The organism is Vibrio taketomensis (assembly GCF_009938165.1).
GTDB classification, from domain to species: domain Bacteria; phylum Pseudomonadota; class Gammaproteobacteria; order Enterobacterales; family Vibrionaceae; genus Vibrio; species Vibrio taketomensis.
In genome coordinates this window covers 1,426,889-1,452,981 of record NZ_AP019649.1, presented here as the reverse complement: position 1 = coordinate 1,452,981, position 26,093 = coordinate 1,426,889, and the positions used below count along the sequence as shown (strand labels likewise).

At 42.7% G+C, this 26,093-nt stretch carries 11 protein-coding genes and 7 pseudogenes; 7 read left to right on the top strand and 11 right to left on the bottom strand.

The window, feature by feature from the left end:
• Positions 1-16: 16 nt before the first annotated feature.
• From Vt282_RS21690 to Vt282_RS06680, 8 genes and pseudogenes are all read right to left on the bottom strand, one after another.
• A pseudogene (locus Vt282_RS21690) lies at positions 17-3,607 on the bottom strand (NAD-glutamate dehydrogenase domain-containing protein); the annotation flags it as partial.
• A 110-nt stretch (positions 3,608-3,717) separates the two neighbouring features.
• A pseudogene (locus Vt282_RS21685) lies at positions 3,718-4,833 on the bottom strand (NAD-glutamate dehydrogenase); the annotation flags it as partial.
• Between the two features lie 225 nt (positions 4,834-5,058).
• Positions 5,059-5,276, bottom strand: a pseudogene (locus Vt282_RS06705) (DUF2835 domain-containing protein).
• 489 nt (positions 5,277-5,765) lie between these two features.
• Positions 5,766-8,372 carry an aminopeptidase N gene (gene pepN, locus Vt282_RS06700; RefSeq protein WP_162062932.1) on the bottom strand — a complete coding sequence of 869 codons (2,607 nt, stop codon included), beginning with the start codon at positions 8,370-8,372 and terminating at the stop codon, positions 5,766-5,768.
• A gap of 186 nt (positions 8,373-8,558) precedes the next feature.
• Complete coding sequence (locus Vt282_RS06695; RefSeq protein WP_162062931.1) at positions 8,559-9,230, bottom strand: hypothetical protein; 672 nt, start codon at positions 9,228-9,230, stop codon at positions 8,559-8,561.
• 126 nt (positions 9,231-9,356) lie between these two features.
• A pseudogene (prc, locus tag Vt282_RS06690) lies at positions 9,357-11,350 on the bottom strand (carboxy terminal-processing peptidase).
• 17 nt (positions 11,351-11,367) lie between these two features.
• Positions 11,368-12,003: an RNA chaperone ProQ gene (proQ, locus tag Vt282_RS06685; protein ID WP_162062930.1), complete on the bottom strand. Its 636-nt coding sequence runs from the start codon at positions 12,001-12,003 to the stop codon at positions 11,368-11,370.
• Positions 12,004-12,101: 98 nt separating this feature from the next.
• The gene (locus Vt282_RS06680) at positions 12,102-12,575 is read right to left on the bottom strand and encodes a GAF domain-containing protein (protein ID WP_162062929.1); all 474 of its coding nucleotides are present in this window, start codon (positions 12,573-12,575) and stop codon (positions 12,102-12,104) included.
• Between the two features lie 143 nt (positions 12,576-12,718).
• Between Vt282_RS06680 and Vt282_RS06675 the strand changes: the two are divergent.
• The 4 genes and pseudogenes from Vt282_RS06675 to rsmF all read left to right on the top strand — a co-directional run bounded on the left by Vt282_RS06675 (position 12,719) and on the right by rsmF (position 19,958).
• Positions 12,719-14,493, top strand: a pseudogene (locus tag Vt282_RS06675) (ABC transporter ATP-binding protein).
• 33 nt (positions 14,494-14,526) lie between these two features.
• Entirely contained in the window at positions 14,527-15,789 is a 1,263-nt protein-coding gene (locus tag Vt282_RS06670) for a paraquat-inducible protein A (RefSeq protein ID WP_162062928.1), read from the top strand.
• Positions 15,782-18,413, top strand: a pseudogene (locus Vt282_RS06665) (PqiB family protein). The gene Vt282_RS06670 and the pseudogene Vt282_RS06665 overlap by 8 nt, the downstream one beginning before the upstream one ends.
• Before the next feature lie 124 nt (positions 18,414-18,537).
• A pseudogene (gene rsmF / locus Vt282_RS06660) lies at positions 18,538-19,958 on the top strand (16S rRNA (cytosine(1407)-C(5))-methyltransferase RsmF).
• Positions 19,959-20,132: 174 nt separating this feature from the next.
• On the opposite strand, the gene Vt282_RS06655 reads toward rsmF, so the two are convergent.
• On the bottom strand, positions 20,133-20,966 hold the full coding sequence (locus tag Vt282_RS06655; RefSeq protein ID WP_162062927.1) for a CvfB family protein: 834 nt from the start codon (positions 20,964-20,966) through the stop codon (positions 20,133-20,135).
• A 100-nt stretch (positions 20,967-21,066) separates the two neighbouring features.
• Here Vt282_RS06655 and Vt282_RS06650 point away from each other — a divergent pair, with 100 nt between their 5' ends.
• Complete coding sequence (locus Vt282_RS06650; RefSeq protein WP_162046403.1) at positions 21,067-22,437, top strand: hypothetical protein; 1,371 nt, start codon at positions 21,067-21,069, stop codon at positions 22,435-22,437.
• Here the strand turns inward: Vt282_RS06650 and Vt282_RS06645 are convergent.
• Positions 22,434-22,913 (bottom strand): PaaI family thioesterase, encoded by a 480-nt coding sequence (locus tag Vt282_RS06645; RefSeq protein WP_162062926.1) that lies wholly within the window; start codon positions 22,911-22,913, stop codon positions 22,434-22,436. The genes Vt282_RS06650 and Vt282_RS06645 overlap by 4 nt on opposite strands.
• Before the next feature lie 246 nt (positions 22,914-23,159).
• Here Vt282_RS06645 and Vt282_RS06640 point away from each other — a divergent pair, with 246 nt between their 5' ends.
• On the top strand, positions 23,160-24,212 hold the full coding sequence (locus Vt282_RS06640) for a 3-deoxy-7-phosphoheptulonate synthase (RefSeq protein WP_162046405.1): 1,053 nt from the start codon (positions 23,160-23,162) through the stop codon (positions 24,210-24,212).
• Positions 24,213-24,228: 16 nt separating this feature from the next.
• Complete coding sequence (locus Vt282_RS06635) at positions 24,229-24,714, top strand: YajQ family cyclic di-GMP-binding protein (protein ID WP_162062925.1); 486 nt, start codon at positions 24,229-24,231, stop codon at positions 24,712-24,714.
• A gap of 54 nt (positions 24,715-24,768) precedes the next feature.
• Here the strand turns inward: Vt282_RS06635 and Vt282_RS06630 are convergent, their stop codons facing one another.
• Positions 24,769-25,701, bottom strand: coding sequence for a precorrin-2 dehydrogenase/sirohydrochlorin ferrochelatase family protein (locus Vt282_RS06630; RefSeq protein WP_162062924.1), 933 nt, complete (start codon positions 25,699-25,701; stop codon positions 24,769-24,771).
• Between the last annotated feature and the right edge of the window lie 392 nt (positions 25,702-26,093).

Here is a 26,093-nt window from a genome sequence, read left to right as displayed (position 1 = left end):
CGGGGCGTTATTATCACTCATTTGCAGAACAATTCAAATTTAAAAGCATCAATTCTCGCAGTGCAACCGAGAATTTTGCAAATTCATGGGTCGAGCCTACTTTGAATTCGTTAAGAATGTTTTCCCAGCGTTGCAAAGACGCTTTATTTGTAACAATCCAGTTTTCTAGCGCCAATCCAACATCAAGATCATCGGTGAGGCAACCACAGCTTAAAACTTGAGCTGTTAACAGACGTTGCTGCCAATCAAGATCTTCTCTAAACGCCGCCCTAGCCAATGCTTGCCAATGATTATCAACAGGTTGGTTATTAATTTGGTTCAAGAACCAATGCAAAGACAGTCTATCGCCAAGATTGAAGTAGAGTTGCGCCGTTTTTTCGACACTGATTCGTTTTTCTTGAGATACTGTAGACACATCCAGAACCGAGTATAGACTCGATAGACGTGAGACATAATTCGCCAATTCTGCACTAATGCCCTGCTTGATCCATTGTTGTGCTTGTTGATTATGTTCCTCGACTTCACTTGGGACTAATAGCTGATCGAGTGATGCTTTCACTTTTTCAACATCAGGCAAATAGAGATTAATCAAATCTGACACTGACGGCTTACCAGTTCGATTGCGTAAAATCCAACGACTCACTCGTCTCAAGGTTCGGCGTACGGCAAACATCATGTCATATTGCGCTGCAGTTGTAGCCACATTATCCAGCATACGGAGGTTCTGTAACACCTCGCCCAAGCCAAAAATCTCTCGAGACACACTATAAGCGTTAGCAATATCTACCACGCTTGCTCCCGTCTCTTCTTGCAAACGAGTCACGAAATTACAGCCCATCTCATTAACCATCTGATTAGCAAGTACTGTAGCAATTATTTCTCTACGCAATGGGTGATTTTGCATTTGCCCTAAATAGTTACGACGTAACATCGTTGGGAAATATTCGCTAAGCAATTGAGCATGGAAATCATCATCAGCGATATCAGGATGCACTAACTGCTCTTTCAGTACCATTTTGCCATAGGCGATCAGCACAGAGAGTTCCGGACGAGTTAATGCCTTACCTTGTTTCTCCCTTTCTAATAGCGTTTCATCATCTGGAATGTATTCCAAAGCTCGATCCAAATATCCAGCTTTTTCCATCGAATGGATAAAACGAATCTGCTCTTTCACTAACGAAAGGCCTTGGAAATCTGTGACTGAAATTGATTCCGACTGGCAATAAGCATCACTTAATACGATCTCACTAACTTCATGCTCCATCGCTTCCAATGTCGCATTACGTTGTTTAACCGTGAGATCACCATTGGCGACTAGGCTATTTAGGAAGATCTTGATGTTCACTTCATTATCCGAACAATCAACACCACCGACATTATCGACGAAATCGGTATTCACTCGGCCACCAGCAAGAGCGTATTCAATCCGCCCTTTCTGCGTCATCCCCAAGTTACCGCCTTCTCCTACAATTCTGGCTTTAAGATCTTTACCATCAATCCTCAATACATCATTAGCTCGATCACCAACATCAATATGCGTTTCTGATGAGGCTTTAACGTAAGTCCCAATCCCGCCGTTCCATAACAGATCCACAGGCATAGATAAGATCATCTTAATCAGATCATTTGGCGCTAACGCTGTTTTCTTGGTTGAAAGCAGTTTTTGAATTTCTGGCGTTAATGTTATTGATTTCGCTTTTCTTGAGAAGATACCGCCACCAGCAGAAATTAATTTAGGATCGTAATCTTCCCAACTTGAGCGTGGCAGCTTAAATAAACGTGAACGTTCTTGCCAACTTCTTTCAGCATGAGGGGTTGGGTCGATAAAGATGTGCATATGGTTAAACGCAGCAACTAAACAAGTATGTTTTGATAACAGCATACCGTTACCAAACACGTCACCCGCCATGTCGCCGATACCCACTGCAGTAAAATCTGTGGTTTGACAGTCAATACCCATCTCACGGAAGTGACGTTTCACCGATTCCCAACCACCTTTTGCCGTAATGCCCATTGCCTTGTGGTCATAACCGTTTGAACCACCAGACGCAAAAGCATCGCCAAGCCAGAAATTGTATTCTGCAGAAACAGAGTTAGCCAAATCAGAAAACGTCGCCGTGCCTTTGTCAGCTGCTACCACCAAATACGGGTCATCTTCGTCATGGCGAACCACATTTTCGGCGGCACAACTTCGCCCTCGATGATATTGTCAGAAACATCGAGCAAAGCGCGAATAAAGCGTTTATAGCAACGTTGCCCTTCTGCAAAAATCTCATCTCTTGAGGTAAAGTTTGCCTGGCGTTTACAAACAAATCCGCCTTTTGCTCCCACAGGCACGATAACCGTATTCTTCACTTGCTGCGCTTTGACCAAGCCGAGTATTTCGGTACGGAAATCTTCTTGTCTATCAGACCAACGAAGTCCACCGCGAGCGACCTTACCTCCCCGTAAATGCACCCCTTCAATATCGGGCGCATAAACAAAGATTTCAAACGCTGGAACTGGTTGAGGAATTTCCGGTATCTCACTAGGTTTGAGTTTTAACGCTAGCCATGGCTTAGGTTGCTTTTGTTCATCAAGTTGATAGTAGTTCGTGCGCAGCGTTGCGGTGATCATCTCCATATAACGACGAATAATACGATCGTCATCTAAGCTCTCTACCGCTTCTAATTGCTGATTGATCGTTTCGACCAAAGCTTGCTGTCCTTTGTCAGCGCCACGATGTTTTGGATCAAAACGCTTTTTAAACAGCATCACCAGATCAGTCGCAAGTTGCGGATGATGATTAAGCGTATCTTCAATATATTGTTGACTAAATGGGAAACCGACTTGGCGCATATAACGTGCGTAGGCACGTAAGATCGACACTTCTCGTCCGGTCAAACCGGCACCAAGCACCAAACGGTTAAAGCCATCGCTTTCCAATTCGCCTTGCCAAATCGACGCAAACGCCTGTTGGAAACGATCGCGTGCATCTCTTAAATCGACTCGATTAGCACTATGGTGCAACATAGAAAAATCTAAGATCCAATAGACATGACCATTCACTTTATGGATCTCATACGGCGATTCGCCAATCACCCTTAAGCCTAGATTTTCCAGCATGGGCATCACATCTGAGAGATGAATAGGCTCATCACGATGGTAAAGTTTGAATCGCACAGATTGCGAATCCGAAGCTAACTCTTGGGGACGATAGAACAACATACCCAATTTATTATCGTCATCTAATGCTTCAAGCCTTTCAATATCGGCAACAGCCGATGCTGGTAAAACATCTTCCTTATAGGAACGAGGAAACGCATGGCGATATTCTTTCGAGAGAGGCAGACCTTTACTCTCACCAAAGTTCGCTACAATCGCATCAGATAAACGATCATCCCAGGTTGATGATGCCTCTACGAGATTTTGTTCAATCGTCTTAACATCCACATCCATATTATTGTTATCTACCCGCACAATGTAATGAGTTCTTGCTAATGGACTCTCTGAGAAATAGGTGGTGAACTCCACTTCTCTATCGCAGCGAAAATACTGTTGCAATATACGTTGGGTTTGGCGACGCAATTCGGTGTTATAACGGTCTTTGGTCACGTACACCATACAACTGAAAAAGCGTCCAAATGGATCTTTACGTACAAACAAACGCAGCATATCCCTATCTTGCATTTGTACCACGCCCATACCCACTTCAAGCAGTTCTTCTTCCCTTGCTTGCAGCAGTTCATCACGTGGATAATTCTCAAGAATATTATTAAGCGCTTTATAGGAATAGGAACCGTGGCGATAAGCGCTTGATTCAAGAATCCGTTGCACCTTTTCACGGATAAGCGGAATGTCGCCTACGCTCTGGTTGTAGACCGCGGAGGTATAGAGCCCAGTAAACCTGTGTTCTCCAACAACGCGTCCGTGCTTATCAAATTTCTTAATCCCAATGTAGTCGGTATAAGCTGGTCGGTGAATTCTCGAAGGCGTGTTGCCTTTGGTGACAATCAAAAGAAATGGCTTTTCTGCTTCAAGTCTGGCGGAATCGGGAAAATCAGAGAGCTTAACACTACGCACTCGTTTTGGATTTGAAAATAGTCCCAGCCCTTTTTCGCTGGTGGGCTTAAGTTCTAACTCACCATTATCATTAAACAGGTCGAACTCTTTGTAGCCCATAAAGGTAAAGTTATGATCCCCAAGCCAACGTAGAAACTTTACTGTCTCTTCGTAATGATCCCTTTCGATCCTCACTTTGCCTTCAAGGCTCGCCACTTGATCCGTCACTTGTTGCAGCTTATCCACCATCGGCTGCCAATCATTGACCACTAATTGTGTATCGCTAAGAATATCGACCAAACCTTGTTGTAAATTTGACATCGCACTCTTATCACTAAGCCTGTCAACTTCTAGGTGGAAAATAGAGAGTAACTCTCCATCCCCTTGGTTTATCGATGTAATCTGATTGTCTTTGCTGCGTTTTATTTGGGTTGGGCCATGAAGCATAAGGTGGGAAGTGAGACCAAGGCGCACAATTGCCATCTTGATTGAATCCACTAAAAACGGACTATCACTTATGACGATTTCAACAATAGTATGGGTTGATTGCCAACCTTGTTTACTGACGCTTGGATTAAACACTCGTACCGATAATTCATTTGGCTTTTTCTCATTGAGGTGGTGCCAAAGGCTGATCACTGCACCATAGAGATCGGACTCATTACGTTCGACTAAGTCTTCGCGCGCAATATTACTAAAAAGATGTTGAGCAAGTTGGTTGACCAGAGGTTGTTGAGCAGGTTCAATTTTGTCTTGGATCAGTTGATACACTTTTTCAAGCAAAACAGGCATAACTGAATCTCGCACAGTCATATACACACTCCACTATTAGAATTCTATATTTTAGGGATGTTTTATAAGCACCATATGTTGTTGTAAGCATAGCGCTTATTCTTGGTAATGCCGCCCTATTGTATTGAATATGTTAGCGAGTGGTTAATTGTATTTATATCAAGATAAGGGAAATGTTTGAGATTGTGATTAATGCCTTATTAAAGGTACTGCAAATTCCAATAATTATAGAATTTCCAACCGTACGAATTTGTTGTTTTGGTCAGTTATAAGCCTAAAGCGCCCTTTTAATCCAATCTGACTAAGAAAAGGACGAAAGCGCGATGCCGGTAGTTGAAGACGCAGTCCGGTCTCAGTTGTGACCAGCACACACTCGCTGCGCCATTGTAGTGGGAAAGGAAAGTTTGATAAGGAATATTAAGCGAAAAAAAGTACTGATTCATACGTAAGCTAACCCTATTCCTAGATGGTTTCTGAGATGAAGACATTATATGCCGAAACTAGCGCACAGACTGCAAGTAAGTAAATTTGTATCACACCCATTTGCTTTGCCAATACCAAAATTAAGTTAAGTAAACAGTATCATAAAATGACGAAAATACCGCTCGGTGAATTTCAACGTCTTCGCACTAAATATGCTAAAACAAAGCATTACTGTATATACATACAGTCACTTAATTTTAACCGTAACCCCGTCAAAATGATTCCCTCAACTTAAATCGTACGCATCGCCACCATATCGAACAGTAAATGAACCAAATTAAACACCTTGAATACCGTTTTACGCATCACACATAATAACTGGTATACAGTTATTGGTATTACCTTCAATGAACTATCAGCAATGCCGATTTAAGTTAGAGTCAGATAAAAAACAGCGACCATATCGGCCGCCGTTTCAGTTTTAAACAATTATCACAAGATATTTGCGCTTAAGCCTCTAGAGCCTTGGTCACTTTCTCAAACAAATCTTTTGCTAAATCGTCCATTGATTTCAATTTTTCAAGCTCTACTTTGATCAATGCTTGGCGAGTTTGGTCGTACTTGCCGAGCTTTAGCAACGGGTCAATCAAACGTGAAGCAACTTGTGGGTTAACACTATTTAGCTCACGCAAAATTTCACCAGCAAATTGATAGCCAGAACCATCAATAGCATGGAAGTTAACAGGGTTCATATTCAAAAATGAACCAACCAAACTACGGGTGCGGTTCGGATTTTTTAAGCTAAACGCTTCGTGTTGCATGGTTTGTTTAATCATATCCAATGCGTTAGTTGATGGGTTACAACCTTGCAAAGTAAACCACTTGTCCATAACCAAACCATCATGCTTCCACTTATCACTGTAATCCGACATCAGTGTTTCACGACAATCCAATTGAGCTTGGTTCGCCGCAGACATTGCTGCGATCGTATCAGTCATATTGTTTGCTTGCTGATATTGTTGCAGTGCTAATGCGTTACCTTGTTCGGTATATGCCAAGTACGAAAGTGCTGTATTTCTTAGAGCGCGTTCACCGATTGCAGCATGATCGATCGTATACTCGCTTTGTTTCAAGCTATGGTAAATCGCCGAAAGTTCATCAGCTAACTCTAGAGCCAACTGAACTTTGATAGCTTTTAGTACCGCAGCTACCGCATCAACATCAACCGTCTTGTACCAACCTGATACTTCATTGTGACTTGGTAATGACATCACTTCGGCAATAAAGGCTGGTTCTAATTCTTTACTCAGTAACACACCACGGAATGCATCAACCACTTGCTCCGGTAAGCTGACTTCATCACCCGCCTGAACAGTTTCCACATTGCTACGAATATATTTCGCCAACAACATTTGACCAGCATCCCAGCGAGCAAATTCATTACGAGCATGAACCATTAAGAAGGTCAGCTCTTCATCACTGTAGTCGTATTCAAGTTTTACTGGTGCAGAAAACTCACGTAGCAAAGAAGGAACTGGTTTTTCTGTTACACCTTCAAACACAAAGCTTTGTTTTGCTTGAGTTAGGTTCAAAACATTTGAAACTTTTTCACCGTTACAGCGTAACTCAGTCACCTCACCTGCGGCATTGTACAGTTCGATATCAAATGGAATATGCAGAGCCTGCTTCTCTTTTTGATCTTGAGTTGGTTCGGTTGATTGCTCAAGCGTTAAAGTATAAGTTTGCTGCTGAGCATCATAGTGACTTGCCACTTTCACGGTTGGTGTACCAGACTGGCTATACCATAAACGGAACTGAGTCAGATCGACACCGTTCGCGTCTTCCATTGCTTTTACGAAATCTTCGCAAGTGGCTGCAGTGCCATCATGTCTTTCGATGTAAAGCTTGATACCTTTTTGGAAGCCCTCTTCACCCAACAAAGTATGATACATACGAATTACTTCGCTGCCTTTCTCATACACAGTTAAGGTGTAGAAGTTATTCATCTCAATCACTTTATCTGGACGAATTGGATGAGACATTGGGCTGGCATCTTCAGCAAACTGAGGACCACGGATAATACGAACGTTATTAATACGGTTTACCGCACGAGAACCCAGATCAGATGAAAACTCTTGGTCACGGAATACAGTCAAACCTTCTTTCAAACTTAATTGGAACCAGTCACGACAAGTGACGCGGTTACCGGTCCAGTTATGGAAGTATTCATGACCAATAACCGCTTCAATACCTAAGTAATCGGTATCTGTTGCGGTTTGATCATTGGCTAACACAAACTTAGAGTTGAATACGTTTAACCCTTTATTTTCCATTGCGCCCATGTTGAAGAAATCAACGGCCACAATCATATAGATATCAAGATCGTACTCAAGACCAAAACGCTCTTCGTCCCATTTCATTGAGTTAATCAAAGATACCATCGCATGGTTAGCACGATTTAAGTTGCCTTTGTCGACAAAAATTTCTAGTTCAACGTTACGGCCTGATTTCGTGGTGTATTTGTCACGCAATACATCAAAGTCACCTGCAACTAACGCAAACAAGTAAGATGGTTTTGGATGTGGATCAGACCACTTCACCATATGACGACCATCATTGAGATCGGCTTGTTCAATGCGGTTACCGTTGCTGAGCAAGAATGGGTACTGCGCTTTATCCGCAATCACTGTCGTCGTGTATTTGGCCAATACATCTGGGCGATCAAGGTAATATGTAATGCGACGGAAACCTTCCGCTTCGCACTGTGTGCAGTATGCGCCATCAGATTTATACAAACCTTCTAGCGCGGTATTCGCTTCAGGATTAATTTCTGTCACGATAGTTAATACAAACTCAGTTGGTAACTGATGGATCTTGATACTACCTTCTACCAACTCATATTCATTCCATTCGACCTGGTTAACTTCAAGTCGCTTTAGTTCTAACCCTTCGCCATCCAACTCTAAGCTGGTACTGTCTTTTAGCTGTTTTACTTGAGATACAGCCGTCACGATAGTGGCTGTATCTTGCAATTCAAATGTGAGGTCGATATCAGTAATAGTGTGAGACGGAGACTGATAATCTTTGCGATATTTGGCTTGGTGAGCTTGAGCCATTTCTAAATCCTTCTATCAATAGTATTCACACAATCGAAAATACTTAGCTATAGATTGTTTGGGTACATCTAGCTTACAACTGTGCAAATAAAAAAACGAGGTATTCGCATAGATTACCTCGCTTTTTTACTAATTAACGTTTGGTATAAAAACAATACGTCTACGTTTTAATCATTTTATCAGCATTTAACGTATTCGATTTAAAACCGCAAACATATCGCCTTCCGCCGACTCAATAGTCAGTGTGTCACTGTTGAGTTTGTAACGTGTGTTATGTTCTCCGTTCTCGTACAAAAGAACTAAATGCTCGCCTTCAGTGAAGTAAACACCTTTTCTCACAGCTTCATCACCATCGGGATTACTTACTTTAAACAGGAAAACAAAGTCGGGTTGCAATACCAGATCCATTCGGCTTACTTCACTCGCTGCTAAGTCATCGCCTGCTAAATGTTGGCTAGACCAAATCCCGGCAAGGGAGTTAGACAAAGCTTTAGTAAACATCACACCATTTAGATTCAGCATGTTATGATTACTGGCATAGGCGTACACTTGTGGTTCGGCGGTATTTAAACCGAGAATAATGGTGTCTTCATTGGCCGTATACATCCCTTCCCAATGGTCAACTGTGAAGTCTCGTTTCTGTATATCGATAGAAAAGTGGTAGTTAGAAGACAGTGTGAGCTTGATGGCGATGTAGCTATCTTCCGAGCTGTTTGGGTCATTATTCACTAAATACCAATCACCAAGTAAAAACGGGTGATCAAAATAACTCAATGCATTTGTTTCTTTGTTGTTTGAAGGGCCTGCACTCCAAACTGTAAAACTAAAACAGGCTAAAAATAAAGCAATCCATCTCATATATCGTTCCCTCACTTTTCTTTAAGCGTAGGCACAACTATCCGATAAAGCTAAATTTTTTGATCTGGATCATTAGTTTTAGCAAAAAAGCGGACTAGGAGTCCGCCTTTCATACCAAGTACGATTTCAACTAATCATATCGACCATTATGGCAACAGATTCATTAAGATATGCATCTGGTGCCTCATAATCTTTTGGAATATCGTCTAACGATTTATAAGGTTTTTCACCCGCCGCTTCACGACGCTGATTTATACGATCTAAACGTAATTGATCCGCTTCATCACTCAGACGCTGACGCTCTTTTTCATTCAAAGAAAGCAAGTTATCTTCTTTCTCTGCTTTGTAACGTGCAATGTCCTCGGTAATAAAACCAAATTCCATATCTTTGGCGATACGTTGTTGATGCAGTTTCTCGAGCTTGGCGATCTCTTTTTCGTTACGCTGTAACACTTTGTAATCTGCTTTCTCGATACTGTCCCAAGGCAGCGCATTATCTTCTACGCTTTCACCCGTTTCTGATGGATCAATTGGCGTTGGATACGCGATATCCGGCACTACCCCTTTATTTTGAGTACTGCCACCATCGATTCGATAAAACTTCTGGATAGTGTATTGCACGTAACCCAATTCTTTATCGAATAAATCATAAATATGATTTAACGAACGGTGTTGTTGGACGGTACCTTTACCAAATGAGTTTTCGCCAACAATGATACCACGACCATAATCCTGCATCGCTGCGGCAAAAATTTCAGAAGCCGACGCACTGTAACGGTTAGTCAGAACCATTAACGGTCCGTCGTAACTGATCTTATTGTCGGTATCGGCATTGACGTTGATACGCCCATAGCTGTCTCGTACTTGAACCACTGGTCCACTAGTAATAAACAAGCCAGATAACGCAGTCGCTTCAGTTAGTGCACCACCACCATTGTTGCGTAAATCAACAATGACACCATCGACTCCTTTCTGCTTTAACTCAGTGAGGAGTTTGTCGGTATCTTTTGATAAACCAACGTAGAAACTTGGTACTTCAAGCACACCAATCTTCTTACCATCTTTTTCAATGATTTCAGATTTTACTGCGCGATCTTCTAATCGAACTTTATCTCGAACAATTGAAACAATTTCACTCTTGGCGTCATTACCTTCTGGCAAAACTTCCAACTTCACCGTTGTTCCTTTCGGACCTTTGATCAGTTGAACAACATCATCTAGTCGCCAGCCAATCACATCCACCATATCTTCGCCGTCTTGACCGACACTGATGATACGATCACCCTCGCCAAGCTTTTTACTTTTTGCGGCAGGACCACCAGCGACCAATGAACGAATGACAGTGTAGTCATCCGTCATTTGTAAAACGGCACCAATACCCTCAAGCGAAAGATTCATCTCTTGTTGGAACTGATCGGCATTACGCGGAGAAAGATAACTAGTGTGAGGATCAACTTCACGAGAAAACGCATTCATATAAAGAGAAAATGCATCTTCATTATGAGTTTGAGTAAGACGTTTGAGTGCGTTGTTGTAGCGCTTACCTAGTATGTCCTTAATCTCTTCCCAGTTTTTACCGGTCAGTTTTAGATTTAAAGCATCATACTTAACGCGTTTACGCCAAAGTTCATCGAGCTCTTGTCGGTTTTTAGGCCAACTCGCTTCGCTACGATCGAGTTCGATTGATTCATCAGCATCAAATGTCATCTCTGTATCGAGAAGAGACAATGCGTATTTGAATCTTTCATAGCGTCGCTCTATCGATTGATTGTAGATATCAAACGCGATTTGATTGTCGCCAGATTTCAACTGATCATCGATGGATTTAGACCATTGTGAGAAATTGTCTATATCAGCTTGAGTGAAGATATTTTTATTAAAATCAAGCAGTTCAAGGTAGCGTTCAAAAATCGCTTGCGAAAATTGATCATCTAAAGTGAAGTGCTTGTAATGAGAGCGGGTAAAGCGGAAGTAACGCGTTTGCTTGCGGTTTTATGTTGAGCTTCTTGCTCAAGCGCAGGCAAATCTGTTAGTTGAATATTAGCTTCAAGCGCTTTTACCGGAGTTGCTGCTAGCATAACGCTAGCAGCAATCAGCGAAAAGTTTAAACGGCATTTCATGCGTAGGAGATTCTCCTTTATGCGCGTAGGTGCTCCGCTTTCACAACCATTTGAAGGCCGTTAGACAGTTGAACTCGCACATCTTCCTTATTGATTTCAACGATAGTTGCAGCCATGTTCCCTTTACCCATGTTCACGTTTACTGCATTACCAACTTTTACTTCGTCAGCATTTAGTGGACGTGTTTCAACAGGTTTAGCTGCTTTCGGCGCAGATTTAGCTTGAGGACGACGAGCTTGTTGCGGCTTCTTAGCTGCAGGTTTAGCCGTTTTAGCTTTACCTTCTTCACGCGTCTTCTTAGCTTGTTCTTTGCGACGAGCTTGTACTTTCGCCTTGCTTTCAGCTAGTGCAGTTTTAGCATGTTCCACGTGTTCTTCGTCTAGTTCGCCTGCCGGGTTACCATCTAAATCTACACGTACCGCACCAGGCTTAACACCGTGTAGGTAACGCCATGATGAAGTGTATTGTCTTAACGCTGCACGAAGCTGAGTTTTACTTACTTTTGGGTCATCTGCTAGACGATCCGCAAGATCTTGAAAAATACCAATTTTAAGTGGCTTAGCTTCACCTTCTAAAGTAAAGCACTTAGGGAAACATTCAGCAACATATGCAATAACTTCTTTGCTGTTTTTTAACTTTTCAGTGTTTTCCATGGGGGTTCCTGGTTAATGCGGACGTTCCGCGAGCATTAAGATAAATAATTCAGCCATTATAGTGACCTGTAGAGGAAAAACCACACTCTAGAGCGAATTTATGCCTTGATAGCGTGTGAATTAAGCAGCTTTTCTACTTCCACCATCAAATTCGTCAATCCAATCTGGTCTTCTTCACTAAATCGACCAATATTTGGGCTATCAATATCCAATACACCCATCATGTTGCCGTTGATTGAAAATGGAATCACAATTTCTGAATTGCTCGCGGCATCACAAGCGATATGGCCTTCAAACTCGTGCACATCATAAACACGCTGAACTTGATTCTTTGCGGCGGCTGTTCCGCACACCCCTTTACCTAATGGAATGCGCACGCAAGCGGGTTTGCCCTGGAATGGGCCTAATACCAACTCTTCTCCGTCCATCAAATAGAAACCTACCCAGTTAATATCTTCCAACTCCATATTGAGGAGCGCACTAATATTAGCCAAATTAGCGACCAAATTTTTTTCTGACTCTACAAGAGCCACGGATTGCTTCGTCAAGCGTTGATAAAATTGATTAGACATAATGAATTCCGACTACGACACTATAAATGTGCATGCAACTTTTAATAAAAATCTGAGACTTACACTGTAATTCTACGTACAATGACTTAATTATAAATAACAATCATTATCAATATCATTAAAATGACTGAAAGTAAAATACTATTAGCCGTTCTTGGTTGATTTCACAAGTAAAATACATAAACGAAAGTTAATCATTGCCAATATTATTGCGGTCATCGCAACATTGGTTAGCGTCCCTATCCCTCTACTATTACCTTTGATGGTAGACGAAGTATTACTCAAACAGCCAAGTACTGGCGTGTCATTGATGAATGATATCTTGCCGAGTTCATTGCAAACGCCTAGTGGCTACATTTTCTTTGCACTCTTATTAGTCGTACTCATGCGTACCGTAAGCCAAGCGCTAAATATTTTGCAAAGTCGTCAGTTTACCCTCGTCTCCAAAACCATTACCTATCAAATGCGCAGTAAGATGATCGATAAGCTAGGTAAGATCAGTATTCGTCAATACGAAACACGTGGTAGCGGCGGTATCAATGCCCATCTCATCACTGACATCGAAACGATTGATCAATTTATTGGTTCTACTCTAAGCAAATTTATCATCAGCTTTTTGACCGTGTTCGGCACGGCCATCGTGTTGCTTTGGATCGATTGGCGTCTAGGACTGTTTATTTTACTGGTCAACCCTATCGTGATTTACTTTTCACGCTTGCTTGGCAGTAAAGTGAAACATCTCAAAAAGCGTGAAAACCAAGCCTTTGAGCGTTTTCAAAACCGTTTAGTCGAAACCTTAGATGGTATCTATCAACTTCGAGCAGCCAATCGTGAACGCGAGTTCTTAAATGAGCTAAAACTCAATGCCAATGAAGTTCGTCTTAACGCAGACAAATACGCATGGCAATCGGAGGCTGCTGGTCGCGTCTCATTTCTACTCTTCCTACTCGGTTTTGAGCTGTTTCGTGCCGTGGCTATGTTGATGGTGCTATTTAGCGACTTAACCATCGGTCAAATTTTTGCGGTCTTCGGCTACCTTTGGTTTATGCTTTCACCAGTTCAAGAATTATTGGGGATTCAGTTCTCTTGGTATAGTGCTAAAGCGGCGTTAGCGCGTATCAATACTTTGCTTGAACTGGAAGAGGAACATCGCCCTATCAGCAAAGTAAACCCGTTTCATGATGGCCAAGAAGTCGACGTAAGCATTGAAGATGTGTGCTTCTCATATAATGAAGACAATCGTGTTCTCGATCATCTCAGCCTACATATACCTGCAGGCAAAAAAGTGGCGCTCGTGGGCGCCAGTGGTGGCGGTAAATCGACCCTGATCCAACTTTTGATTGGGGTCTACCGACCAGACTCCGGTGTGATCAAATTTAACCACCAAACCACTGATGACATTAGTTTTGATGTAATTCGTGATCAAATAGCTGTTGTTTTACAGCAACCTATACTATTTAACGATACCTTGAGGCATAATCTCACCCTTGGCAGCCATTATAATGATGAACAATTATGGCAGGCGCTTGAAGTCGCCCAAATGCAAGACGTCATCTTACAGCTTGGGCAAGGGCTTGAAACCCAAATAGGTCGTAATGGTATTCGCTTGTCAGGAGGCCAACGCCAAAGGCTTGCTATTGCACGAATGGTGTTAAGCAATCCTAAATTTGTCATTTTAGATGAAGCCACGTCAGCACTGGATACGGCGACCGAAGCAGCATTACATCGCGCATTAACGCAGTTTTTAAATGGGCGTACAACGCTTATCGTTGCTCACCGTTTATCAGCAGTGAAACAAGCCGATCTCATCTATGTATTGGAAGATGGGCAAGTGACCCAAACCGGGACTCACGGAGAATTAGTTGAACAACAAGGTCTTTACCAAACGTTATATGGAACAATTCAATCCCACGGTTAAGCAAAACAAAGCGATACCAAATGAGGAATCGTTGTGACATCGAACGCTCATCAAGCAGCACCAAGCAAAGTTCGATTATGCCAAGGGTGTGAACTACCCATTGATACGGTTGAAATCAAACAAGGCCGCAGCGCATATTGCCCCCGCTGCGGCACTCAGTTATACCGTGGTGGTACACCTTCTCTCTCTGGTAACTTAGCGATTGCAATCACCTGTTTGCTGCTATTTGTTCCTTCTCATTTCTTTAATTTTTTGAGCATTCGTCTGTTCGGACAGATGATCCCAGCAACACTCCCCTCGGGAGTCATGACGCTATTTGGTGAAGGATTTTATTTTCTCGCGGCACTTGTCATCTTTTGTAGCTCAATCGCTCCACTATTGGTGTGTTGCGCGGTCATTAGTGCTCATATCGCATTAAGAAATAAAACCTTCCTTTTACTGAAATATTCGCTTTGGATTGTGCATCATCTGAAGCACTGGGTGATGATCGATGTTTTCTTGATCAGCGTCGCCATCTCCTGCTTTAAACTTCAAGACTATTCAGATATCCACATCGGTGTTGGCCTATACGGATTGATTCTGCTGCAACTATTTACAGTTCTGCTAGTTAGCCGAGTCAGTACCAGACGCTATTGGGAAGCTTATCAGACAGAATCTAGTCACCTCTTTTCGCACAAAGACATTCACTGTACTTGCTGCCATATGTCACAACCAATGGCGCCTCAATGCGTGCGTTGCAAAACACCATTAAGCCACCGTACAGAAAACTCTATTCAAAAAACATGGGCGTATTTAGTTGCTGCGTCCATCGCCATCTTTCCGGCAAACTTGATTCCAATCTCTATCCTTCTTACTAACGGTAAGCGACTCGAAGATACCATTTTCTGGTGTGGCAGCATTAGTAAAAATGGTATGACAGGAATTGCCGCAATTATTTTCGTCGCGAGTATCGTCGTACCTGTAGCCAAAATTGTTGGCCTCGCCTACATACTTTTGGCAATAAAATTCAAACGAGGCATTTTCCATCGCCAACGCATGATGATTTACTTTGTCGTGAAATGGATTGGTAAATGGTCAATGATGGATTTGTTTGTTATATCAATTATGATGGCCTTGGTTGACCGAGGTCAGATCCTTGATTTTACGCCAGGTTATGGCGCTGTTGCTTTTGGCTTTGTCGTGGTGTTAACCATGTTGGCTGCCGAGAGTTTCGATCCAAGATTTATCTGGGACAATTACCAACAAGGTAATCGAGCCAAAAATACCGCTAATCAAAAAGAGTCTTTCAATGAGTAATTCAACGTCTTCACAAACCTCTTACTCGCCAGATATAAAGCGTAATCGTGGCATCTCACCACTTTGGATTCTGCCTATCCTGACCATGGTGTTAGCGGGATGGCTGGTTTTTAAAGCCATTCACGATGCGGGTCAACGGATTGAGATTCAATTCTCAGATGCTCAAGGTGTCATTCCGGGCAGAACTACGGTCCGCTACCAAGGTTTGGAAGTCGGTATGGTGCGCGATATCCAGCTTTCTGAAGATCTGGAAGGAATTTATGTTAAAGCGGATATCTATCCCGAAGCCACGAAATTGCTGAGCGATACCACACGTTTTTGGATGGTTAAACCAACCGCTTCCCTATCCGGCATTTCGGGTCTCGACGCATTAGTTTCTGGTAACTACATCGCAATCCAACCCGGAACTGAAGATGGAAAGATGAAAACAGATTTCATTGCGCTTGATGGGCCTCCTGCCGATTTACTCGCGCGTGAAGGGCTAAACATTACACTTAGAGCGCGCGACTTAGGTGGTATCTCTGTCGGCTCACAGATCCTTTATCGAAAAATTCCTATTGGCGAAATCTATCATTATCAATTGGATGAGCAGAGTAAATACGTCATTCTCTCTGCCTCAATCAAAGAAGAATACCAACACATCATTACTGATGAGAGTCGTTTTTGGAACGTCAGTGGCATTGGCGCAAACGTCGGCTTTTCAGGTGTTGATATTCGCCTTGAGAGCCTGCAAGCCTTAATCGGTGGCTCTATCGCCGTCGATTCACCAGATGGCGGTTCTGCGGTACCAGAAAATACCCAGTTTAGACTCTATCCCGATTTAAAAACGGCGGGTCGCGGCATCCCGATCAAAATTGCGTTACCTGACAACAATAAAATTAGCAGCTCCGGCGCGCCGATAATGTACCGAGGCATCGAAGTTGGCCAAGTCACCGATCTCCAACTTAACCAAGAAAGGAATCACATCATTGCTTCAGCGGCCATTCAACCCGCGTTCAGCGATATGTTAACCAGTGGTAGCCGTTTCATTCTCGAAGAAGCGGAAGTGTCTTTGTCTGGCGTGGAAAACCTAACCAACCTCGTGAAAGGTAATTTCTTAACCCTAGTCCCGGGAGAAGGCAAAAGAGCGCGTTCATTTACCGCAATCAGAAAAAACGATTTTAATCGTCAACAAGACCGTTCAATAGCTTTGGAGCTGTACGCTGACAATTCATTTGGGCTCGATAGTGATGCAAAAGTACTTTACCGTGGCGTCAGTGTTGGTGAGGTAACAAAAACCGTATTGTTACAGGATAAAGTTCGCTTTGATATCTTAATCGACAAACAATATCAGAACCTAATTCGTAGTAAGAGTCGATTTTTTGTTACCGGCAGCGCGACCGCGGAACTTACAGAATCAGGTTTGAGCGTTACCGTACCACCAGCCAAACAATTGCTGACGGGCTCTATCAGCTTCATGAGCGAGGAATCAGTCTAGCAATCGCAAGTTCCAACTCTATCAAAGCAAATCGTTAGCCGAAATCGCGAAATATAATTTGTCTGGCTCAGTAAAACTGACACTCGCAGCGAATGAATTACCGCCGGTTTCAAAAGGCAGCCCACTCCTCTATCGCAACCTAAAAGTGGGTAGTGTTGCTGACTACAAATTGGTTAGCGATAGCGTTTTGGTAACGATCAGTATCGAGAATCAGTATAAACACTTGCTCAATGATCAAACCGTATTTTGGAATCGCTCTGGCGTCGAAGTTGATGCCTCGTTAGCGGGCGTTAGCATCAAGGCTGCACCGATAAAAACACTGATTGAAGGCGGCATCGCCTTTGATACATTGCCCGGAATTGAAAACAAACAAGGTAGTTATTGGAAGCTCTACGAAGACTTCAAACACGCGCGAAAATCAGGTTATGAAATTACACTTACCGGAGATGGGAAAAGTAAAATCTCTGTAGGTGCAAAGATTCAATATAACCGCGTCACGGTAGGTGAAGTAAGCGCGGTATTTCCAGACTTCAATACTAATCAAGTGACGATAAAAGCGCGTATCCTACCCGAATACGCGGAGCATATTGCGCGCAGTGACTCCTACTTTTGGTTACCGCAGACTAAAGTGGATCTCAGTGGGGTTAAAAACATTGAAAATTTACTTAATGGTGCAATCAACGTAGTACCTGGTTCTGGTAGTGCAAACAATCAGTTCACATTACATTCGCAAGCATTCCAACCCGCTGGCACTCACTTTATTCTTCAGAGTGAGTCCCGTGGCTCTGTACAAGTCGGAACGCCGGTACTCTATCGTGAAATCGAAGTAGGTGAAGTAGTGAGCTTACAACTTGGTGAATTTGCAGACCGAGTGATCACTGAAATTAGTATTCGCCCAGACTATGCGTACCTAGTAAGAAACAACAGCGTGTTCTGGAATAGCTCAGGCGTTAATGTCTCTATAGGTATCACTGGTGCAGATATCAAAGCTGGCACGGTTGACAGTTTATTGAGGGGCGGGATTACCTTCTCTACACCAGAAGGTGATCAACTCCAACCTAAAGCAGAAGCTGGACATTCATTCCTACTCAATCCAGTTCCTGAGAATTCATGGAAAGAATGGCGAACTGCCATACCAAAACCTTAATCTATACAAACGCAGCTTCGGCTGCGTTTTCTTTTGGTTCTTATTGCACGATGAAGAGCGAGACTCGATTAAGTGCCAATTTTGAGTATAATCGCGCATAAATTTCTACACTCGAGTATTCATTTTGCACGCAAACGTATATCTACCTGAAGCATTCCTTTCCGAGATGGCAAAAATTCTTCCAGCAACACTTAATATGGAAGACTTTATCGCAGCCTGCCAAAGACCATTGCGTAAGAGTATTCGTGTAAATACTTTAAAATTTCCATCGCTGATTTTCAACTACGCGCCAAGGAGAAAGGCTGGGAGCTTGAAGCCGTGCCATGGTGTGAAGAAGGCTTTTGGATTGAGGCTGATGAGTCTATTGTCCCACTTGGTAATACTGCAGAGCATATGTCAGGTTTGTTCTACATCCAAGAAGCGAGCTCAATGATGCCCGTGGCTGCCCTATTTAATCAAAAAGACGAATATCAAAGCGTTCTTGATATGGCAGCCGCGCCTGGCTCAAAAACAACACAAATTGCTGCACGTATGGAAAACCAAGGGATCTTGGTAGCCAATGAATTTTCTGCCAGCCGTGTAAAAGTTTTACATGCCAACATCGAACGTTGTGGCGTTCGCAATGCGGCATTAAGTAACTACGATGGTCGTGTATTTGGCGGTTGGTTGCCTGAGCATTTTGAAGCCGTGCTGATCGATGCACCATGTTCTGGCGAAGGTACCGTGCGTAAAGATGCTGACGCGATGAAAAATTGGAGCAAAGAATCGGTTATTTCTATCGCTGACACGCAAAAAGATCTGATTGAAAGTGCGTTCCATGCGCTAAAACCAGGCGGCATCATGGTGTACTCAACTTGTACGTTGAGCAGAGAAGAAAACCAAAAAGTTTGTCTACATCTTAAAGAAACATTTGGCGACTTAGTTGAGTTTGAATCACTTGCTGATTTGTTTCCAAATGCGCAACAAGCACTCACCGAAGAAGGTTTTCTGCACATCTTTCCTCAAGTGTACGATTGTGAGGGCTTCTTCGTTGCCCGCATTCGTAAAATCGGTTCAGTAGTTGCGCCAGAAGTTAAAAAACGCTTAGGGAAATTCCCTTTCACAAAAGCGGCAAGCAAAATTGAGCAAGATATTGCTAAGCAACTTAAAGCAACTTTAGACATCGACTTACCATATGATAGCCAAGTTTGGTTGCGTGATAACGATGTTTGGTTGTTCCCTACCGCGCTAGAACCAATGTTAAGCGAATTTAAGTTCTCTCGCATGGGAATCAAGATTGCGGAAACACATAAAAAGGGTTATCGCTGGCAACACCAAGTGGCAACCGCACTCGCGACGGGCCATGAGAAAAATAGCGTAGTACTTTCGATTGAAGACGCCCGAGAGTGGTTTATGGGTCGAGACGTACGCCCAGAAGGACAAAGTGGCCAAGGCGAGGTACTCGTTAAATTCGATAACGATGTGATTGGTCTAGGTAAATGGGTTGGAAACCGTGTGAAAAATGGCTTACCAAGAGAGTTGGTGAGAGATAAGAACTTATTTTAATGCGTATGATATAGTCGTAACTTCCAATATGAGCTCGCGCAAACCGAATATTAATCTACAATTAAACGTAAAAGCAATTGAATATATTAAAGCGAAGTTAGCGCAGGCTCATACAATTGAGCCATTCCCCTCGGCCCGGATCAGGAGAGATCTGGGCCATCTTTTTTGAAATGACTATTTAAGACGGATTCCGTCTTTTTCAATCACAATTGTGCCCTGCTTGTATAGACCACCAATCGTCTTTTTAAACGTACCTTTGCTGGTACGGAACGCAGCGAAAATTTCTTCAGGCGTAGATTTATCATTTAATGGCAAGAACCCGCCTTTCTTTTCTAGCAGCTCAACAACTTTGCTACTCAGATCATCCATTTTAGCTACGCCAACCTTCTGTAGTGACAGATCGATCTTACCATCTTCACGAATGGCTTTGATGTAGCCTTTCATTCGTTTACCGATAAATAACTTACCGAACACATCTGAGCTAAAAATCATGCCCCAGTGCTCGCCGTTAACAATCGCCTTGTAACCAAGGTCACTGCGTTCTGCAATCAACAACTCTACTTGTTGGTTGCGGGTATAGTTCGCCGGTGTTTTATCTAGCAGTTTGTTAAATTTGGTAGTACCGACAATACGACCTGAAGCACGGTCAGTGTATACGTAGACCAAAATAGTTTGACCCGCAGTCAAGCGGCCACGCTGCTCGCTGTATGGTACTAACAGATCTTTCTCTTTAATGCCCCAACTCACAAAAGCGCCGGTCGTGTTAACACCTTCGACTTTCATCAAACCCCATTCACCAACTTGAGCGATTGGCGTTTCGGTTGTGGCAACCAGTTGATTATCTGAATCAAAATACAAAAAGGCATCAATAAACTGACCCACTTCCACGCCTTCTGGAACGTAACGCTTCGGAAGAAGAGCGGTGCCAAATTCACCGGCATCTAGGAACACGCCAAATTCTGCACACTTTACGACTTCTAGGTGGTTTACCTGACCTACATTAATCATTGTATTTTTTCTCTGTAACACTTAATTGCAGGCGATTATAGCGAAACTCTGATATGCTTGCGCCAGATAATTCGATCTTTTTTCCATTCGGAGCTTACTCTTGATTACCGTTGATAAGTTGGACGGCATCACGCTCAAGATTTCCCATTCCATGGCATCCAGCAAGAAGGCCAACCTTGACCTTTATTTCTTTGTTCCCGGAGAGTTAGGCCTAAGCCCTGACGTGCTCAAAGAAACCGAGTTTTACTATGAGTCGATTGTACAAAAACGTGCTTACTACAGTGACAAAATCCTCCTGCCACTGGTACACAGCCGTTTAGCCAAACGCGGTCGACTCTCTACTACGCAATACCGCGTAAGTTTGAGCTTGTTCGCTTATCAATATGTTATCGCACTTGATAAAGCAGTCAGCCAACTCAACCGCTACGAAACAGATATCGTCACGGATGAAGAAATCGATGCCGTAATCGAAATGTCGATGGACATCTTGAAAAAATTACGTCGCGGTGCGCCGTATGAAGAAAACCTTAAGCGCTATTACGCCAATATTGATAATTACTTGTCTTGGTACACTGAGCAGAAATTCTTATCATTGGTCGCTCACATGCCGCGCGAAGGCGACTATAAAACGCTAAAAGACCGACTAATAATTATCGTCGAAAAAGAAAAAGCGCATCGCAAACTCAATAATTACAACTCACCTGCAACACGTGACGACGTAACGCGGATGAGTAATAAAATGCGCCTATTGCGCCGCTTAATCGAACACCCAATAGTTCTCAAAGAGCAAACCACCTCGCTGGGTAAAAACATGCAGCGAATAGTTAAAGGTCTTGCGACAGGCTTTGTCATGGTATTTGTTACTGCGGTGGCGATCATGGCTCGTGACTACTGGGGAGAGATCACCGCGTCTTTCATCATCGCGATGTCTTTTGTATACGCCCTACGTGAAATATTTAAAGACGATTTACGCGATGTTTTATGGCGCTGGTTACGAAAAGGAAAACCACGTTGGCGCAAACGCTATAGCGATCCAACCACTAACAAAATCGTTGGACAAAAAACTGAGTGGCTTGACTATATGAACATAAACAAGCTACCCGATCGTATTATGTTTGTACGTAAGAAGCGCACCGCACAACGTGAAGAACAAATTCTGCATTATCGCTCAGAAACAGAAATGGCGACTTCACGCTTTATGAGTGGTTACGAAGAAACCAAAGAGTCGATGTATGTCAGTATGCGTGCCATTACACGATTGATGGACAAAGGGTCAAATCGTGTTTATCTACTCAACAATGGGCAAGTTAGCCGAGAGTCGGTAGAAAAACGTCATTTAATTAACTTGATTGCGAAAGAAGATCGCCTTGATGGGCATCCTAAATATTATCGTTGGAAGATCATACTTAACCGAAACAAAATCGTTGCGATTGAGCCAGTCGAAGTCGATTCAAATGCCCCGCTACCTTAACGCTTACTGCATTTGATCGAGAGCGTTAACTCAAAAACCGCCATAGGCTCATCTTGATTCAAAGATGGGCATGTGGCGACAATTTTTACTGGTTCATTGATACGCTCACCGCTCGCAATCGCTTTATCAAGCATATCATCAATTAAACGCCCATCTTCACAAGTAAACAAAACATCCGCTTCGGGGCGTTTAAGAAAATCAGCTTTCACCGATTTAAACGCTAAAGAAATTCTTTCCCCGCGTTGTTGAGCTTTATTCATTGCCATATAGCCTCCGGCCACATCAGCCCCAACGGCTAACACGCCAAAGTACATACTATTTAGGTGGTTTTTAGTACGACGACGCAACGGAATCACCACTTCAACTTTATCATCATCGAGACTAATAATTTTGGGTCGGCATAGCCAGATCAAAGGCACTTTAAGAAAGCCAAATGAAGACAAATAGAAGTTCGCTTTGCGAATTGATGACAACATAGTGATATCCATATCAACTGGTCTAATGAGTTATCGATAATCTATTTGTATATTGTTCTGATACAATGTCAACATAGTATTAACATTTTTGAGAATTGCGCAGCGTTATCAGTTACATTGTCACTAAATGAAGGTTACTTTCTTTACTAAGTTATAAGTTAAAGCTTAAGATTTTGTATAAGTAGTTTATTCCTTTTTGTGTTTCCGTTATCTTTAGCGCTTCGTAATTAAAGAATAGGCCGCAGTATGCCACTTAAAACCGACGAACTAAGAACCCAACCTTTGGGTCCTATGCCAACCCCAGCAGAACTGAGTACGACTTATCCGATAACGGACGAAGTTGCAGATCGCATTGCACACTCACGCCGTCAAATCGAAGATATTCTGGTTGGAAAAAATGATCGCCTACTCGTGATTGTTGGTCCATGTTCAGTCCATGACACTGATGCCGCTCTTGACTACGCCTCTCGCTTAGCTGCCATTCAAGAACAGTACAAAGATGAACTGTTTATTGTGATGCGTACCTATTTCGAAAAACCTCGTACCGTTGTTGGCTGGAAAGGTTTAATCACCGACCCTAACCTTGACGGCTCTTACGCACTAGAGACAGGTCTAAACAAAGCGAGACAGCTATTGCTTGATATCAATAAACTTGGCCTCGCTACCGCGACCGAGTTTCTTGATATGATCACTGGCCAGTATATTGCTGATCTAATCACTTGGGGTGCAATTGGTGCCCGTACTACAGAATCACAGATCCACCGTGAGATGGCTTCTGCTCTTTCTTGCCCTGTAGGCTTTAAAAATGGCACTAACGGCAATGTAAAAATCGCCATTGATGCAATTCGTGCCGCACAAGCATCACACTACTTCTACTCGCCTGATAAGCACGGCCGTATGACGGTTTATCGTACAAGTGGTAACCCATTTGGTCACGTGATTCTGCGCGGTGGTGATCAAGGGCCCAACTTTGATGCACAATCAATCGAAGTCGCTTGCAAACAGCTTGCAGAGTTCGACCTACCACAACGACTTGTGGTAGATTTCAGCCACGCTAACTGCCAAAAACAACACAGAAAACAAATCGATGTCGCAAAAGACATTTGCGAACAGATTAAATCTGGTAGTACATATATCGCAGGTATCATGGCTGAGAGCTTTATTGTTGAAGGCAATCAACCAATGGACGATATTTCTTCCCTCACCTACGGCAAGTCAATTACTGACCCATGCCTAAGTTGGGAAGACACGGCGACCATGTTGGAACTTTTGGCGAACGCTGTTAAAGCACGCCCATAATTTAGAGGAAATTTACATGCCATCTTTTGATATTGTTTCTGAAATCGACAGTGTTGAACTACGTAACGCGGTTGAAAACGCGCAACGCGAATTGTCTACTCGTTTCGATTTTAGAAATGTTGCAGCTGAATTCGAGCTACAAAAAGATGAATCTGTAAAACTCAGTGCGGAAGGTGACTTCCAGCTAAAACAAATGCGCGACATTCTACGTGGCCACTTAGCTAAACGTGGTGTTGATGCAAACTCAATGGAAACTAAAGAGCCTGAAGCGACGGGTAAAAATTGGCACCAAGTCGCTGTTTTCAAACAAGGTATTGATACCGCGACGGCGAAGAAAATCGTTAAGGCGCTGAAAGATGCAAAAATGAAAGTGCAAGCATCTATCCAAGGTGAGAAAGTGCGTGTAACAGGGAAAAAGCGTGATGATCTACAAGCAGCTATCGCATTAATTCGCGAAGCGGAATTAGGTCAACCATTCCAATACGAAAATTTCCGCGACTAAACTTGCTCGCTGCAAATCTTAAAGTAAAAAACCCGCATTTTTTGCGGGTTTTCTTTATCTGGCCGGTGATAACCTTAAATTTTGTCCTATCAGAAGATTGTATTTCGAACTCTCCTCAGCAATGAATATCACCACTCGCTGCTGTTCAATCTCAGCGCCCTTCAAATGCTCAATAAGCTCGGCTTCATTGGAAAATGATTTGCGTTCTGCATCACGACGAACACTATCCAGGAATACAAATGGACAATCATTTGGATACAACACTAAGTCTGCTTGTTGCATTAAACGCAGTGCTTTGAGAGACAACATTTCAACGTCAGATCCAAATTCAATCCAAGTAATCTGCCCTTTATCAGTGACATCGTCACCAATTAGACTCTGATAAGCGGTTTCTAGGTCTTGCCTATGCTGAGCATGCTCGACTCTTGAATCAGCGAAAAAACGCTCCCAAAACTTTCGTCTAGATTCGACGTTTGGTAACGCTTGTTTAATATCACTGCGTTTCGAAGCACCAAATTCAGCTAACAACGCGAGGTTTTGTGGAAGCACGTATTCGAGTTGCTGACGAATATTGCGCACGAGAACTGGTGACGCACCACCGCTAGATATCGCTATTTGAATGCGGCCACGGTTGACCATAGATGGCGTAATAAAATCACAATAAGGTTGATCATCCACCACATTCACTAAAATGCCATGTTGTTTAGCATCTGTGTATATTTGGTGATTCAATTCTGGATTATCTGTCGTCGCCCAAACTTGCAAGTATCGACGATCGATCATTTCTTGAGAATAAAAGTTCTGAATCCAGACACACTCTCCCTGCTTCGCTAGCTCAAGTAAATAGTCATCAACAACTGGAGAGACGATGGTGACGAGCGCCCCCGCTCGGACGAGACTCTCCACTTTACGACAAGCTACTTCGCCACCGCCAATAACTAAAACCGCTTTATCTTTGAGGTCTAAATAGATTGGAAAGTACTTCATTTCACTCCCTTGCTATCACTTAGGCAGCATGTGCCTCTGAATTTTAGTGGTATCTAGATATAAAACTTTGAACTAAAAGTAATCTACTAAACGTTAATTCTAACAATATGAGTTATCAGCAACATCACAAACTGCATTTACTGAAATGAGACCATAGGTGTATTTACATTTGTTTAACACTTAATCATTCTAATATTCAGCTCAGGAATGTGATTCTAATCAAAAATCATTTTAAATTATACATTTGTGTATATGCAGATCCTTTCCTAGGCTTATAACTAGTTGATTTGTGGTGAGCGCAAATTCTCACAAATATGCAAGGTCAACATAACCTATAAACATAATATTTGTTTAAAAGTTGTATCAGGTGTCACCTGGTTTAACATGGATTC